Source organism: Tenacibaculum aiptasiae, from assembly GCF_965221665.1.
GTDB classification, from domain to species: Bacteria; Bacteroidota; Bacteroidia; order Flavobacteriales; family Flavobacteriaceae; genus Polaribacter; species Polaribacter aiptasiae.
Window position 1 is genome coordinate 49,389 of record NZ_CBDCSN010000003.1, and the last position, 16,227, is coordinate 65,615.

The 16,227-nt window shown below is 30.5% G+C and carries 18 protein-coding genes; 15 read left to right on the forward strand and 3 right to left on the reverse strand.

Annotated elements, in window-relative coordinates:
- Positions 1-50: 50 nt before the first annotated feature.
- From ACOQN8_RS11960 to ACOQN8_RS11975, 4 genes are all read left to right on the forward strand, one after another.
- The gene (locus ACOQN8_RS11960) at positions 51-851 is read left to right on the forward strand and encodes an SDR family oxidoreductase (protein ID WP_420552857.1); all 801 of its coding nucleotides are present in this window, start codon (positions 51-53) and stop codon (positions 849-851) included.
- A 68-nt stretch (positions 852-919) separates the two neighbouring features.
- Positions 920-1,573, forward strand: coding sequence for a fructose-6-phosphate aldolase (gene fsa, locus ACOQN8_RS11965; protein ID WP_150901232.1), 654 nt, complete (start codon positions 920-922; stop codon positions 1,571-1,573).
- Positions 1,574-1,647: 74 nt separating this feature from the next.
- Positions 1,648-3,315, forward strand: a complete 1,668-nt coding sequence (gene menD, locus ACOQN8_RS11970; protein ID WP_420552858.1) for a 2-succinyl-5-enolpyruvyl-6-hydroxy-3-cyclohexene-1-carboxylic-acid synthase — start codon at positions 1,648-1,650, stop codon at positions 3,313-3,315.
- Position 3,316: 1 nt separating this feature from the next.
- The gene (locus tag ACOQN8_RS11975) at positions 3,317-3,733 is read left to right on the forward strand and encodes a S1 RNA-binding domain-containing protein (RefSeq protein ID WP_150901230.1); all 417 of its coding nucleotides are present in this window, start codon (positions 3,317-3,319) and stop codon (positions 3,731-3,733) included.
- A 67-nt stretch (positions 3,734-3,800) separates the two neighbouring features.
- Here ACOQN8_RS11975 and ACOQN8_RS11980 read toward each other — a convergent pair whose 3' ends face one another.
- On the reverse strand, positions 3,801-5,048 hold the full coding sequence (locus tag ACOQN8_RS11980) for an alpha/beta hydrolase (RefSeq protein ID WP_420552859.1): 1,248 nt from the start codon (positions 5,046-5,048) through the stop codon (positions 3,801-3,803).
- A gap of 92 nt (positions 5,049-5,140) precedes the next feature.
- Between ACOQN8_RS11980 and ACOQN8_RS11985 the strand changes: the two genes are divergently transcribed.
- The 11 genes from ACOQN8_RS11985 (at position 5,141) to ACOQN8_RS12035 (ending at position 13,887) form a co-directional block, all read left to right on the forward strand.
- Positions 5,141-5,980 (forward strand): 1,4-dihydroxy-2-naphthoyl-CoA synthase, encoded by an 840-nt coding sequence (locus ACOQN8_RS11985; RefSeq protein ID WP_150901228.1) that lies wholly within the window; start codon positions 5,141-5,143, stop codon positions 5,978-5,980.
- Positions 5,981-5,996: 16 nt separating this feature from the next.
- Positions 5,997-6,191: a hypothetical protein gene (locus tag ACOQN8_RS11990; protein ID WP_420552860.1), complete on the forward strand. Its 195-nt coding sequence runs from the start codon at positions 5,997-5,999 to the stop codon at positions 6,189-6,191.
- Positions 6,192-6,207: 16 nt separating this feature from the next.
- Complete coding sequence (locus ACOQN8_RS11995) at positions 6,208-6,816, forward strand: fumarylacetoacetate hydrolase family protein (RefSeq protein ID WP_420552861.1); 609 nt, start codon at positions 6,208-6,210, stop codon at positions 6,814-6,816.
- 46 nt (positions 6,817-6,862) lie between these two features.
- Positions 6,863-8,113: a competence/damage-inducible protein A gene (locus ACOQN8_RS12000; RefSeq protein WP_420552862.1), complete on the forward strand. Its 1,251-nt coding sequence runs from the start codon at positions 6,863-6,865 to the stop codon at positions 8,111-8,113.
- Between the two features lie 78 nt (positions 8,114-8,191).
- Positions 8,192-8,431 (forward strand): 50S ribosomal protein L28, encoded by a 240-nt coding sequence (gene rpmB / locus ACOQN8_RS12005; protein WP_020082122.1) that lies wholly within the window; start codon positions 8,192-8,194, stop codon positions 8,429-8,431.
- A gap of 28 nt (positions 8,432-8,459) precedes the next feature.
- Complete coding sequence (gene rpmG, locus ACOQN8_RS12010) at positions 8,460-8,642, forward strand: 50S ribosomal protein L33 (protein WP_029034962.1); 183 nt, start codon at positions 8,460-8,462, stop codon at positions 8,640-8,642.
- A 38-nt stretch (positions 8,643-8,680) separates the two neighbouring features.
- A complete protein-coding gene (locus tag ACOQN8_RS12015; protein WP_150901225.1) occupies positions 8,681-8,833 on the forward strand; it encodes a DUF4295 domain-containing protein in 153 nt (50 codons plus the stop codon).
- A gap of 191 nt (positions 8,834-9,024) precedes the next feature.
- Positions 9,025-9,978: a signal recognition particle-docking protein FtsY gene (gene ftsY, locus ACOQN8_RS12020; protein ID WP_150901224.1), complete on the forward strand. Its 954-nt coding sequence runs from the start codon at positions 9,025-9,027 to the stop codon at positions 9,976-9,978.
- A gap of 95 nt (positions 9,979-10,073) precedes the next feature.
- Positions 10,074-11,663, forward strand: coding sequence for an amidase family protein (locus ACOQN8_RS12025; RefSeq protein WP_420552863.1), 1,590 nt, complete (start codon positions 10,074-10,076; stop codon positions 11,661-11,663).
- 46 nt (positions 11,664-11,709) lie between these two features.
- Positions 11,710-13,062 (forward strand): 30S ribosomal protein S12 methylthiotransferase RimO, encoded by a 1,353-nt coding sequence (gene rimO / locus ACOQN8_RS12030; protein WP_420552864.1) that lies wholly within the window; start codon positions 11,710-11,712, stop codon positions 13,060-13,062.
- A 90-nt stretch (positions 13,063-13,152) separates the two neighbouring features.
- Complete coding sequence (locus ACOQN8_RS12035; protein ID WP_272148563.1) at positions 13,153-13,887, forward strand: Dph6-related ATP pyrophosphatase; 735 nt, start codon at positions 13,153-13,155, stop codon at positions 13,885-13,887.
- Between the two features lie 5 nt (positions 13,888-13,892).
- On the opposite strand, the gene ACOQN8_RS12040 is transcribed toward ACOQN8_RS12035, so the two are convergent.
- A complete protein-coding gene (locus ACOQN8_RS12040) occupies positions 13,893-15,047 on the reverse strand; it encodes a sensor histidine kinase (RefSeq protein WP_420552865.1) in 1,155 nt (384 codons plus the stop codon).
- On the reverse strand, positions 15,048-16,148 hold the full coding sequence (locus ACOQN8_RS12045) for an FIST signal transduction protein (RefSeq protein WP_420552866.1): 1,101 nt from the start codon (positions 16,146-16,148) through the stop codon (positions 15,048-15,050). It lies immediately after the preceding gene.
- Positions 16,149-16,227: the final 79 nt, after the last annotated feature.

Sequence of the window (16,227 nt, forward strand, 5' to 3'; positions counted from 1 at the left end):
AGTTTTTTTTATTGAAGGTATCTTTTAGATATTTGCTTAAAATTATATCAATGTCTAAAGTTATATTTATAACAGGAGCTTCTTCTGGAATAGGAAAATCAATTGCCACTTATTTACATACAAAAGGATATACTGTTTATGGTACTAGTAGGAATCCTGATAAGTTAACACTACCATTTAAAATGGTTGCTTTAGATGTTACTGATGAAGTTTCGATACAAAGCGCAATAGCTAAAGTAGTTGCTGAAGAAGGTAAGATTGATGTATTGATTAATAATGCAGGGAAAGGAATTACGGGACCTATTGAAGATACACCAACTAGTGAAATGCGTTCTAACTTTGAAACTAACTTTTTTGGAGCTATTGAAGTAATGAAAGCTGTTTTGCCAACCATGAGGAAGCAGAAAAGTGGATTAATTATCAATACTACTTCTATTGCTGGTTATATGGGATTGCCATTTAGAGGAATTTACTCAGCAAGTAAAGGTGCTTTGGAATTAGTGACAGAAGCCTTGAGTATGGAGGTAAAACAATTTGGTATTCGAGTAGTGAATGCTGCACCTGGTGATTTTGCTACCAATATAGCAGCAGGAAGATATCATACACCAGTATTTGAAGAGTCTGCTTACAAGAAAAAATATGCCGAAAACTTAGCGTTAATGGATGAACATGTAGACTCTGGTGCTGATCCATTAATTATGGCAAAGGCAATTCATCAAATTATAGAGAATAAAAATCCAAGAATACATTATAAAATTGGAGGCTTTATGGAGAAGTTTTCTATTGTGTTGAAACGAATTCTACCTGATAAAGTATATGAAAAATTGTTAATGAACCATTATAAGTTGTAAATTCGCAACGTTTTAGAAAACATAGTTTTTTAGATAAGTGTTGAACACAACTTTTTAAATTTATATAAATGAAATTTTTTATTGATACAGCTAATTTAGATCAAATTAGAGAGGCGCAAGCTTTAGGAATTTTAGATGGAGTAACTACAAACCCATCTTTAATGGCTAAAGAAGGAATTACTGGAGAGGAAAACATAATCAATCACTACAAAGCTATTTGTGATATTGTTGATGGTGATGTTTCTGCTGAGGTTATTTCTACCGATTTTGAAGGAATGGTAAAGGAAGGTGAAGCGTTAGCTGCTTTAAATCCACAAATTGTGGTAAAGTTACCAATGATTAAAGATGGTGTAAAAGCTTGTAAATATTTTTCTGATAAAGGAATTAAAACGAATGTAACATTAGTGTTTTCTGCAGGTCAAGCGTTATTAGCTGCTAAAGCAGGAGCTACTTATGTTTCTCCATTTATTGGTCGTTTAGATGATATTTCTACAGATGGATTAAACTTAATCGAAGAAATTCGCATGATTTATGATAACTACATGTTTGATACTGAGATTTTAGCTGCATCTGTACGTCATACAATGCATATTATCGATTGTGCTAAAGTAGGATCTGATGTAATGACAGGACCTTTAAGTGCAATTGAAGGATTGTTAAAGCACCCTTTAACTGATATCGGTTTAGCTAAGTTTTTAGCAGATTATAAAAAAGGAAATTAATCAACATTGTTGATTTTATTATAAAATGTCATTTTAAAGTTTTTGCTTTAGAATGACATTTTTAAACTAAAAGAATGTTCCCAAAAAAAGAACTCGCACAATTAGTAGTTACAGCTTGTAATCAATTTGAAATTGATACAGTTGTTATATCGCCAGGATCAAGAAATGCTCCGTTAACTATTGGGTTTTCAAATCACCCTAACATAGAAACATTAAGTGTTGTTGATGAGCGGTGTGCTGCTTTTTTTGCTATGGGAATTGCCCAGCAAAAACAAAAGCCTGTTGTAATTGTTTGTTCATCAGGTTCGGCATTGCTAAATTATTATCCAGCCATTGCTGAAGCGTTTTACAGTAACATTCCTTTAGTTGTAATTTCTGCTGATAGACCTAAACATTTAATTGATATAGGAGATGGTCAAACCATTCGTCAAGAAAATGTTTTTGACAATCATATTTTATATTCTGCAAACTTGATTGACGAAGAGCATCAGCTAGAAAATAATACAACGTTATTAATTAATGCTTTAGAAACTGCTGTTTCTAAAAAAGGCCCTGTACATATTAATGTGCCATTTGATGAGCCTTTATATGAAACGGTTGAAATATTAAAGTCCTTTGATTTTCCTGATAACACTTTAAATACAGTTAAAGAGTTAAAAAGTGATTATCAACAATTAATAACGACTTGGAAAACTACTGCTAAAAAAATGATTTTAGTAGGTAGTAATTTTCCAGATGCAGATTTACAGTATGTTTTAGATGAGTTGATTGAAGACGAAACTGTTGTAGTTTTAACAGAAACAACTTCAAACTTATACAATCCGAAGTTTATCAATTCTATAGATAAACTTATTTTTCCTTTAGATGCTACTGCGTTTTTAGATTTGCAGCCTGAAGTCTTAGTAACTTTAGGTGGAATGGTTATTTCTAAAAAAATCAAGCAGCTTTTAAGGAAGCATCAACCTGCAGCGCATTGGCATATTGATGAATTGAGAGCAATGAATACTTATCATTGTTTGTCAGAACACATAAAAGAAAAACCAGTTTCTTTTTTAAGAAAATTATTGGCAACTGAAAAAGGCTTATCTCGAAATGAAGAGGTAACTTATCAGAATAAATGGTTGACTAAAAATCAAGATCGTTCAATAAAGCATAAAGAGTATTTAGCGAATACTGAATATTCAGACTTAAAAGTTTTTGAGGCTGTTTTAAAAGCGATACCAGATAACTCGCAACTTCAAATAAGTAATAGTTCTACTATTAGATATTCGCAGTTGTTTAATTTAAATCCGACTTTACAAGTATTTTGTAATAGAGGAACGAGTGGTATTGATGGAAGTACAAGTACTGCTATTGGAGCTGCTTATGCCCATAAGAATCAAACTACTTTTATAACAGGAGATTTGAGTTTTTTTTATGATAGTAATGCCTTATGGAATACTTGTATACCAAATGATTTTAGAATTATTATTTTAAATAATGCAGGTGGTGGAATATTCCGATTTATACCAGGACCATTGACGACCAATGCAACTGAATATTTTGAAACTCCTCACAATTTGACAGCTGAACATTTAGCAAAGATGTTTAATTTTGAATATGTTTCAATAAAGGATTTGGAGGAGTTACATAATAACTTGCCTGCTTTTTATGCAGTATCAAATCAACCAAAAATAATGGAGGTTTTTACTCCTAAAGAAATTAATGATGTAGTTTTAAAGAACTATTTTAAAAACTTATAAAATGGAATTACAAGAAGGTGATAAAGTAGACTTAGTAATTGGTCAGCAAACTGCATTAGGATATACTGTTTTAATCGATGAAGAATATGAAGGCTTGTTATATAATAACGAAGTTTTTAAAGACTTAGAAGAAGGAATGAAAACAGTAGGTTATATTAAAAAGATTAGAGAAGACGAAAAAATAGATGTTTCTCTAAGACCTCAAGGTTTTAGAAATGTAATTGATTCGGATGCAGAAGTAGTTCTTCAGAAATTACAAGAGAAAGGTTATTTAATGTTAACTGATAAAAGCTCACCAGAATCGATAAAATTCCGATTACAAATGAGTAAGAAAGCGTTTAAAAGAGCGGTAGGGAATTTATATAAAAGTAAAAAGATAGTTTTAAAAGAAGACAGAATAGAGTTGGTGAAGAAATAAACCAATTAACATATAAAAAGAAAGCACGTCTAATTGACGTGCTTTTTTATTTTGAGTTGAGAAGAGATTATTGTTTGTCCTCTTCTTGTTTGTCTTCATTTTCTTGATCTTCTTCTGGAAGATCTTCAAGCGGTGCTTCTTTTGGTTGACTATCTTTTAAATCGTTTACACGTTTAATGTTTTCGTAAAAAGCATTCGCATTTGGGTCAGAAGGATCCATCTTACCGTAAGCAGCTTTGTAATAAAAATCTGCTTTTTCGTAATCTTTACCAAGCTCGTAATATTTACCTACGTAGAAATCACCAATATGAGAGTTAGGATACTTGATCATTACAAAATCACCTAATACTCTAAGGTAATCACCGTCTAATTTGTCTATAACAATTCCTTCAATAGCAAAAATATCATCTAAACGAACATTTAAGTTTGTACCGTATAAATATTCAATGTCTAAATATTTTTGTTCTACATATTTAATAGCTTCTAAAGGACCTAAATCCTTAATGTTATTGTCAAATTCGTCTTTCGTAATTTTAGAATATATAGAAAACATTTTATCAAATGCTCTTGGAATAGTTTCACTAATAACAGATAAATGATTTGGTGCGTCTTTGAATTCATTAAAAGTAAAATGAAGGTTTTTAGCATCAAAAGAAGATAGGTAAGTAGCTATCTGATTGTATCTGTCGTCTACTTCTTTTCTAATATATTTTTTATTGTTACTTGCGTAGAAAAAATATGAATTATCTACAGAAGCTAATCTTCCTAAAGAATAAGAAGCAATAGTGTTTGCTGCTAATTCAGAAAAATTAGGAGTAATACATATAAAAGAATTAAAAATAGGTTCTTGTGCTTTTAAGAAATGAGTAATAAAGTTAGCTCCAATACCTTGACCAACAATGGTCATAAAAGGAGAAGTTCTATAATTACCTTCCATGTGAGGGATTAACTCTTTTTGTATAAAGTTGAAAAACTTAGTAGAGTGACTTGTTAATGCATTGTTTGAAGGAATAATAGAAACATCTTTATTGTAAGAGTTTTTCATACCTATTCCAACTACAATTTGTTTAGGAGCTTTATCTACATTAGCATATAGTTTAGCATTACCCACATATAAGTCGAAAAGATAACCATCACCTAAAACAATTGCCACAGGATAACTCATGGCTTCCTCTTTGTCGTAATCTTTAGGAATGTAAATTTTTACAATTCTATCTTTATTAAACTCTTTAGAATTAATCTTTTCAGTAATTACTTTTTGAGAAAAAAGCTGTAAACTGAATAATACGGTAAATAAGAAAAATAGTTGTTTCATAAGGGAATATATTATATCGTTCAAATATAGAAAAGAAAAATAAAGTTATTATGTTATTTTTGCTTTGTTAATAACGAAAATATTATTGAATTATGATACAACCTCAATGGAAAGTTGCCAAAGAGTATAAAGATATTACTTATAAGAAATCGCATAACGTAGCTAGAATAGCGTTTAACAGACCTAATGTACGTAATGCATTTCGTCCGCATACTACTTCAGAATTGTTAGATGCATTTAAAGATGCTCATGAAGATACAAATATTGGTGTTGTGTTATTATCTGCTGAAGGACCATCTACAAAAGATGGAGTATGGAGTTTTTGTTCAGGAGGAGATCAGAATGCTCGTGGACATCAAGGATACGTAGGAGAAGATGGTTATCACCGATTAAATATATTAGAAGTACAACGATTAATCCGTTTTATGCCAAAAGCAGTTATCTGTGTAGTACCTGGTTGGGCAGTAGGAGGAGGACATAGTTTACATGTTACTTGCGATTTAACTTTAGCAAGTAAAGAACATGCAATTTTTAAACAAACTGATGCCGATGTTACTTCGTTTGATGCAGGATATGGTTCGGCATATTTAGCTAAAATGGTAGGGCAGAAGAAAGCCAGAGAAATATTTTTCTTAGGAAGAAACTATTCTGCACAAGAAGCTTATGAAATGGGAATGGTAAATGCAGTAGTTCCTCATGATGAATTAGAACAAACAGCTTTTGATTGGGCACAAGAGATTTTAGAGAAATCACCAACATCAATTAAAATGTTAAAGTTTGCCATGAACTTAACTGATGATGGTATGGTAGGACAGCAAGTATTTGCAGGAGAAGTTACACGCTTAGCGTATATGACAGATGAAGCTAAAGAAGGACGTGATGCTTTCTTAGAAAAGCGTAAGCCAAACTTCCCTAAAACTTGGATTCCTTAATGATTTAAATAATTGAATGGAAGATTTCTTTAGCGGTTTTTTACAAGAAACTCTTTTTTCAAGCATTTCTAAATTAGGAGCTTTTATAAGATGGTTATTTCTGAAAAGGAAATATTCATACAATGAAGTTTTAAAACAAGACTGGAATGGAAGAATAGGTTTATTAGTTATAATTTTAATGATATACTTAATTTTTTATTTCAATAACTAAAGTTTTATTAATAAGAATGAAAATAATATGCATAGGGCGTAACTACGCTAAACATATAGAAGAATTGGCAAATGAAAAGCCAGAGAGTCCTGTGATTTTTTTAAAACCAGACTCTGCAATTCTTCCGAAGAAGATGCCTTTTTTTAGACCTCCATTTTCTAATGATATACATTATGAAGTTGAGGTATTGGTTAAGATAAATAAAGTAGGGAAACATATTTCTCCAAAGTTTGCACATAAGTATTATGACACTATTGGACTGGGAATTGATTTTACAGCCAGAGATGTACAAGCAGTGTGTAAAGAAAAAGGATTACCATGGGAAAAAGCAAAGTCTTTTGATGGTAGTGCTGTAATAGGAGAGTTTTTTCCTAAAGAGGAGTTTGATTTAGATAATTTATCGTTTCAACTGAAAAAAAATGAAGAAGTAGTTCAAGATGGAAATACCTCTAGTATGTTATGGAAAGTAGATGAGTTAATTAGTTATGTTTCTCAATATTTTACCTTAAAAAAAGGAGATGTTATTTTTACTGGAACACCAGCAGGAGTTGGAAAAGTAAATGAAAATGATGTGTTAACTGGAACGATAGAAGGTAAACAAGCTTTTCAAATAAAAGTAAAATAAGTTATTATCCCGCTGTATAAGCGGGATTCTTTTTTAAGAAGATTAAATGAATGCAGAAATAATAACGATTGGAGATGAAATCTTAATCGGACAAATAGTTGATACGAATTCGCAGTGGATAGGTCAAGAATTAAATAAAATAGGAGTGTCAGTATATCAAATTTCGTCAATTCAAGATGAAAGAAAGCATATATTAAATGCTTTAAAAGAAGCAGAAAATAGAGCTGACATTGTTATAATAACTGGAGGACTAGGGCCTACAAAAGATGATATTACAAAAAAAACAATAGCTGAGTACTTTAATGATCATGATGTTGTTGAATACCCTGAGGTAATAGAAAACATCAAAGAGCTCTTTAAAAAAGTAAATCATCCTTTTAATGAAGCACAAAAGTATCAAGCGCAATTACCTTCTAAAGCTACATTATTAACCAATCGTTTTGGAACTGCTCCAGGAATGTGGTTTTATGAAAATGAAACTGTTTTTGTTTCCTTACCAGGTGTGCCTTATGAAATGAAAGGGTTAATTACTTATGAAGTATTACCTAGAATTCAACAAAAATTTAAACTTCCATTTATACTTCATAAAACAGTAATGACAGTGGGTACAGGTGAAAGTGTTATTGCTGGGAGAATAGAGGAGTGGGAAAATAGTTTACCAGAACATATAAAATTAGCTTACCTGCCTTCGTTTGGAAAGGTTAGATTGCGAATTTCAGCAAAAGGAAATAATAAAGAGGTTTTAGAAAAAGAGGTAGCAGAAAAAATAGAAAGTCTGAGTTTATTAATATCAGATATTATAGTAGGGTATGATGATGAAGCTTCTATAGAACAACGAGTAGGGGATTTATTAAAAAAGAGAAACCAAACTTTGAGTACAGCTGAAAGTTTGACAGGTGGAAAAATAGCTTCAACATTAGTTGCTATTCCAGGTTCTTCTGCTTACTATATGGGAAGCTTTATTACTTACACGGCAGCATTGAAACAAGAATTATTAGGTGTATCTAAACAAACGATTGAAGATAATACTGTAGTAAGTAAAGAAGTTGCTTTGGAGATGGCAAAAGGATGTTTTGAAAGACTAAAAACCGATTATGCAATTGCTGTAACAGGTAATGCAGGACCAACCACAGATCATAACGATAAAAGTGTAGGCTTGGTGTATATAGCCATTGTATCGAAAAATGGTGCTGAGGTTCAGGAGTTTAATTTTGGTCAGCCAAGAGAGAAAGTAATAAACAGAACTGTAACAAAAGCTTTAGAATTATTAACTGAAAATATTTTAAAAAATTACTAGTAATATTTTGTTTATTTCTCTTAAAAGTTCGTATATTTGCACCTCGTTTAGAAATAACACTATAAAACTGTCAAGAAGATGTCTAGAGTTTGTGAATTAACAGGAAAGAAAGCAATGGTAGGGAACAACGTTTCTCACGCCTTAAATAGAACTAAAAGAAAGTTTAACGCTAATTTAATGACTAAGCGTTTCTATATCCCAGAAGAAGATAAATGGGTTACCTTAAAAGTATCTGCTTCTGCATTAAAAAATATTAATAAAAAAGGAATCTCTGCTGTGATTAAAGAAGCTAGAGAAAAAGGTTTCTTAACTAAATAATTCCTTACTTAGATAAAATTTTACAGAGATGGCAAAAAAAGGAAACAGAGTACAGGTAATATTAGAATGTACTGAGCACAAAGCGACTGGAAAACCAGGAACTTCACGTTATATCACTACAAAGAACAAAAAGAACACTCCTGATAGAATGGAATTAAAGAAATTTAATCCAATCTTAAAGAAGATGACAGTTCATAAAGAAATTAAATAATTAAAAGTTTTTTATAAAACTTTATAACCTATAGGAACATGGCAAAGAAATCAGTAGCATCGTTACAAACAGGAGCAAAAAGATTAACTAAGGCTATCAAAATGGTAAAATCTCCAAAAACAGGAGCTTATACTTTCGTTGAAGCTATTATGGATCCTTCACAAGTAAACGATTTCATCGCGAAAAACTAAGACTTGTATATACAGTTTAAACTAAAGCTACTTTCTGATAGAAGGTAGCTTTTTTTATGTGTTAAAAAACTGTATTTTTGAGCTTTGCTCTTTCAAAAGAAATGGAAGAGAAAAACAAAATAATGACAATTTGACCATATAATAAGTTTGGTATAGTTTTTAACCTATATAAGCGATTATAAAATTTAACGATGAGTTTTTTTAAAAAAATCTTCTCGAAAGAGAAAAAAGAAACCTTAGATAAAGGATTAGAAAAAACTAAAACAAGTTTTTTCTCTAAGTTATCAAAAGCAGTAGCAGGTAAAGCCAAAGTTGATGATGATGTTTTAGATGATTTAGAAGAAGTATTAGTATCGTCTGATGTAGGTGTTGAAACTACTTTAAAAATTATTGATAGAATTGAAGCTCGTGTTTCTCGTGATAAATATTTGGGGACTGATGAACTGAACCAAATTTTACGTGAAGAAATAGCAGGTTTGTTATCTGAAACAAATACTGGAGACGAAACTGAATTTACAATACCAGCCAATAAAAAACCTTATGTTTTAATGGTGGTAGGAGTTAACGGTGTAGGAAAAACAACTACGATAGGTAAGTTAGCTTCACAATTTAAAAAACAAGGTTTAAAAGTAGTTTTAGGAGCAGCAGATACTTTTAGAGCAGCAGCAATTGATCAATTACAAGTTTGGGCAGATAGAACTGATGTACCAATAATTCGTCAAGAAATGGGATCAGATCCAGCTTCAGTAGCATTTGATACTGTAAAGTCGGGAGTAAATCAGGATGCTGATGTAATTATTATTGATACAGCTGGACGTTTACATAACAAGATTAACTTAATGAATGAGTTAACTAAAATTAAACGTGTAATGCAAAAAGTTATTCCAGATGCACCTCATGATGTATTGCTAGTATTAGATGGTTCTACAGGACAAAATGCATTTGAACAAGCAAAGCAATTTACTAAGGCTACAGAAGTAACTTCATTGGCAGTAACTAAATTAGATGGTACAGCAAAAGGTGGAGTTGTAATAGGTATTTCTGATCAATTTAAAATACCAGTAAAATATATTGGAGTAGGAGAAGGAATTGACGATTTACAAGTCTTTAATAAATACGAATTTGTAGATAGTTTCTTTAAATAAGAAAACTAGATAGATAATAACAAAAACTCCTTTCATAATTGAAAGGAGTTTTTCGTTTTTAAAAGAATTATATTTGGTTTTCAAATAATTAAAAAATGAGAAGAGTATATTTTTTATTAGCCATAGTTCTGGTATTTATTTCTTGTAAAGAAGAAAGAGAAGTAAATGTGCGAATGCAATTCAAACTTATAGCATCAAAATATCAAAATATAGATGATGTCTTTAAACCATTTGAAAGTAGTTTGTCTACTTTTTCAGAAGAAGAATACAATACACTTAAACCACTAATTTTAGAGCAAGACATCCCGTCACTTCAAAAAAGCATTAAAGAAGGGAAGCTGAGCTATGAAAAACTAACATTATTCTATTTGTATAGAATGAGAAAAATAGAAACAAACTCAGAGCTTTCGTTGAATAGTATTATAGCCTTAAATCCAAATGTATTAGAAGAAGCTAGAGAGAAAGATTTGAAGAAAGAAAATATTTCTGAGTTCTCTATTTATGGGATGCCAATTCTTTTAAAAGATAATATCAATACTAACAATATGCCTACAACTGCTGGAGCAATAGCTTTGGCAAATAACAGAAAAACTGAAGACGCTTTTATTGTTCAAAAGTTAAAAGAAAAAGGTGCTTTAATTTTAGGAAAGGTAAATTTAAGTGAATGGGCATATTTCTTTTGTTCAGACTGTCCGTTAGGATATTCAGCAGTAGGAGGGCAAACGTTAAATCCATATGGAAGAAAAGTATTTGAAACTGGCGGAAGTTCGGCAGGAAGTGGTGTAGCAATAGCAGCCAATTTTGCTGCTGCTGCTGTTGGAACAGAAACAGCTGGTTCTATCACTTCTCCATCAAGTAAAAATTCTGTTGTAGGATTAAAACCTACTATAGGAGTGTTAAGTAGAAGTGGAATTGTTCCAATTTCTAGTACCTTAGATACACCTGGCCCTATGACAAAAAATGTAATCGACAATGCTATTTTGTATAATGCAATGCTTGGAGTTGATAGTACTGATGTAGCTTCGACAAAAGCAACTTCTTTAGATTTAAAGCTTGATAATAAGCTAGTGAATGCTAGTTTAAAAGGAAAGAAATTTGGCGTTTTGAAGTCACTTTTAGAAAATAAAATTTATAAAGAATCAGTAGAGAAAATTAAAGTAGCAGGAGCAGAAGTTATAGAAGTTGAACCACCTACAATTTCATTTGATGGTTTTTTAACTTTATTGAATATCGATATGAAGCATGATTTGCCTAAATATTTAAAAAACTATTCAGACAAAAATGTAAAGATTGCTTCTGTACAAGATGTGATTTCATTTAATTTAAAAGATTCAATATTAAGGGCACCATATGGTCAGCAATTATTGGATGGTATTGTAAAGGATGAAACAACTTTAGAAGAATTGGAAGTTGTAAAAAATAAATTAAATGCTGAGGGTAAAAAGTATTTGCATGCAATCGAAAATCAGAATTTAGATGCAATTTTGTCAATTGATAATTTTGATTCAGGAATTGCTGCTGTAGCTAAATATCCGACTATAACAGTCCCAATGGGCTATGAATCAGGAGAACCTAAAAGTTTAACATTTATAGGTAAGCCTTATTCAGAAGCTAATTTATTAAAATTGGCTTATGCTTTTGAACAATTAACAAAGGTTAGAAAAATGCCAAAAAACTATCAATAGCAATTATTAATACAGTATTTTTGCAGTCGCTTAAAAGTTAAATAAGATGCGTACTAAAACAACAAAGCAAAATAAAATTAATGTAGTTACTTTAGGATGTTCTAAAAACGTTTACGATAGTGAGGTTTTAATGGGACAATTAAAAGCTAATGGTAAAGACGTAGTTCATGAAGATGAAAATGATGATGGTAATATTGTAGTAATTAATACTTGTGGGTTTATAGGTAAGGCTAAAGAAGAAAGTATTGATACTATTTTGCATTATGCACAACGTAAAGAAGCTGGAGAAATAGATAAAGTATTTGTTTCTGGTTGTTTAAGCGAACGTTATAAGCCAGATTTAGAGAATGAAATAAAGAATGTAGATCAGTATTTTGGTACTCACGATTTACCTGCTTTATTAAAGGTTTTAGAAGCAGATTATAAGCATGAATTAATAGGTGAACGTTTAACAACTACACCTAAACACTATGCGTATTTAAAAATAGCTGAAGGTTGCGATAGACCTTGTTCTTTTTGTGCAATTCCTTTAATGAGAGGAAAGCATAAGTCTACTCCAATAGAAGATTTAGTTACTGAAGCAACTAAGTTAGCGGAAAAAGGTATTAAAGAAATTATGTTAATAGCTCAAGATTTAACTTATTACGGGTTGGATTTATATAAAAAGAGGGCTTTGGCTGATTTATTGAGAGCGTTGGTAAAAGTAGAAGGAATTGAATGGATTCGTTTACATTATGCTTTTCCATCTGGATTTCCAATGGATGTATTAAATGTAATGAAGGAAGAACCTAAGGTTTGTAATTATTTAGATATTCCATTACAGCATATTAATACTGAAATTTTAAAATCAATGAAACGTGGTACTACGCATGAAAAAACCACAGCTTTGATTCATAAGTTTAGAGAATATGTGCCTAACATGGCAATTAGAACAACTTTAATTGTTGGATACCCAGGAGAAACAGAGGAGCAATTTCAAGAATTGAAAGATTGGGTGGAAGAAATGCGTTTTGAACGTTTAGGAGCTTTCGAATATTCGCATGAAGAAAATACTGGAGCTTTTGTTTTAGAAGATGATGTTCCTGCTGATGTTAAATTCCGAAGAGTAAATGAAATCATGGAGGTACAGTCACAAATTTCATGGGAATTAAATCAGGAAAAAATAGGAAATACTTACCGTTGTTTATTTGATAGAAAAGATGGCGAATATTATTACGGACGTACTGAGTTTGATTCACCAGATGTAGATAACGACGTTATCGTTGATGCTCGTGAGCACTATATCAAACTAGGAGAGTTTATTGATATAGAAATATATGATGCTGGCGACTTTGATTTATACGGAACACCTGTAGTAAAACAAGAAAGACCAGTTCCAATGCATCAAAAGAAAAAATAATTGTAATTACATTATATTTTTACTTGAAGTGATAAAATAAACTAATATATAAATCCTGCTTTTGCAGGATTTTTTATGCATATTTGCCACATGAAGAAAGCATACTTTAATTGGAGTTCTGGAAAAGATTCGGCTTATGCCTTGTATAAAATATTACAGCAAGGTGAATATGATATCGAAAAACTTGTAACAAATGTAAATCAAGATTATGAGCGAGTTTCTATGCATGGACTTCATGAAAATTTGTTAGATGCTCAAGCGGAAAGTATTGGTATTCCTTTAGAGAAGATTTATTTTCCTGCCGATGTAACTATGGATTTATACAATGAGAAAATGAAAGACAAAACATCTGAATTGAAATCATTAGGCTTAAATCACGCTATATTCGGGGATATTTTCTTAGAAGATTTAAAAAATTATAGAGATTCTAAACTTAAAGAAGTAGGAATTACTGGTGTATATCCATTATGGAAACAAAACACCAAAGATTTACTAAGAGAGTTTTTAGCATTGGGTTTTAAAACTATTACAGTTTGTGTAAATGCTAAGTTATTAGGAGAAGAGTTTGTAGGAAGAATTATTGATGAAGATTTTATTAATGAACTACCTGATAATATTGATGTTTGTGGAGAGAATGGAGAGTTTCATACCTTCTGTTTTGATGGCCCAATCTTTAAAAATCCAGTAGCGTTTGAAATAGGAGAGAAGGTTTTAAAATCATATACTTTAAATAAAGATAATTCTCAAAACTGTCATTCTTCCACTAAAGAAAAAGTAAAAAGCTACGATACTAGTTTTTGGTATTGCGATTTAAAAAAGATATAGAAAAATTACTTTTCTAAAGTAAAGAAGAAAGTAGTTCCTTTACCAAGTTCAGAAGTTAACCAGATTTTACCTCCATAGTTACTTATTATCTTTTTAACTATAGAGAGTCCAATACCAATAGAATCTTTTGTGTCTTCTAGTTTTAGAAAAGCATTGAATATTTTTGAATGGTATTCTTTTTCAATACCTTTTCCATTATCCTTTACGTAATAAACAGTTTTTTCATCTTCTTCAAAGAAACCAACTTCGATAAGACCTTTTTCCTTATCGTTATATTTAATAGCATTTCCAATTAGGTTTTGAAACAACTGTTGTATTCTATGTTCATTTCCTAAAATAGAAGGAAAGTCTTTAGAAACTGTTATTTCTATGTTTTCTGGTACATTGGTATATTGAAGAATTTTATTGATAATATGATTTAAGTCTAGTTTAGAAAAATTGAAATCATTTCTATTAATTGTTGAATATTCTAGTATTCCTTTAACTAAAGATTCCATGATGTGAATATTATCACTTATAGAGTCAAGAAATTGAACAGCTTCATTATTTAAATTTTCTACATGGTCTGCTTTTAGCCAGGTAACAAGTGTTTCAATATTTCTTAAAGGTGATCTTAAATCGTGAGAAACGATATGTGCATAATTACTAAGGTCTTTGTTTTTTTCTTCAAGTTGTTCTAGTAATTTCTGTTTTTTCTCAAAAAACATACAAGCTTCCAAAGTATGTGAAAACTTATTTATTACAGGTAATAATTGCTCAGAATTTTTTTTATAAATATTAGATGTATTCGTATATAAGAATAAATAATTTCCTTGATAAAGCTTATAAATTACAATAGTACCTTCATTTACTTTTATAGGTACTAGTTCCTTAAAATCTTGACTATATTCAATTATGATATAATTGTTTATAGAGTTTAAAAACGATTTTAAGTTTGGGCTTAGTACAGGGTTTATATCATTACCATGTGGAATTGAATATTTTTTTATTAACTGATCTTTTTCATTCAAGTTAAGAATCCAACAAGCATTTAGATTTCTTCTAGTAAGAAGAAGTTTTAAAAAAGAATTACAATTTTCATAGTAATCTAGCGATTTTCCTATGCTCATTGAGTATTCATAAAGTCTTAAAATATCTAATATTTTATTGTCTTGCTCCATTTATTCAAATAAACCAACTACTATAGTTTTATTATAAAATTCAATATAGCCATTTCCGTAAGAAGATATTTCTCCTAGTGTTAAAGCACCACAAGTTGGAATAGTAGGATGCTGATTTGAAATTGCTTCTGAAACATTTTCTAATTCATGTTTAAAATCATCTTTTAAATATAGAATTCTAGAGATACAATCAATAATCATTGCAAACTTTGGTTTTTGAGCTTGATCAGCAATACTTTCAGCAGCTTTTCTAGCCGCTTTAATTAATAAACCTTTATCTCCTTTCATAATATTAATCATTGTATTCTCTTCAACTTCACCAACACATACCAATGAATCATTTTCGTCTGTAGATAAAGGGTCTCGAATAATATAATCTGTTCCTTGTTTTATAACACCTAAAGGATACCTCATGGCTAATTCGAAAAATCCAGTATCGCTAAATTTCATTCCAGAATCATTTTCAACTACTTTCTTATATAAATCATAAGGAGCATCCCAGTTGATTCCTTCAATAGAATTACCACTAGTTTTTGTGACGATGTAAGGACCATCTAGCTTTTGCCATCCATGTTCTACACCAATAGAAGATTTCATTTCTATAATAGCAACTACAGCAGCATCTTCTAAAAATCCCTCCTTAGAAAAAACACATGGCTTTTGTTGTAAAGTTAAGCTACCTGCACCTCCTCCAAAATAATTGGTTTTCATTCCGTATTCTTGATAAAGCCTACTTAGATAATTAGAAATACTTGAGGTTAAACCATCTACAAAAGTGATTAAACTGTAATTGGTATTTTCTTTAAAATTAGTTTTTGGAATCTTAAATTCTTTTTGACTAATATTTCTGATTGTATAAGTTTGAACTACATTACTTAATTCATGAACAATAATTCCCTTGTCTTGTACATCGTTTTTCCAGATTACCATAGGGAAAATTCCACCAATAAAATTAATATCGGCCTCATTTAATGAGCTTACAAGATTATCAATATTTATGTCTGTGTGTTCACCAATAGAAATTAATGCAGTATTGTTTTTTACTAATTTTTTTATTTCTAAAGTTATTTCATCTATGTTGGTTGTAGTTAAGTGAAGCATATTTAATAAGTTAAGCTATTATAAATATACTTTTAAGTTAAAGAGGAAAAATGTGAAATTAGATGAAAGGTATTTATGT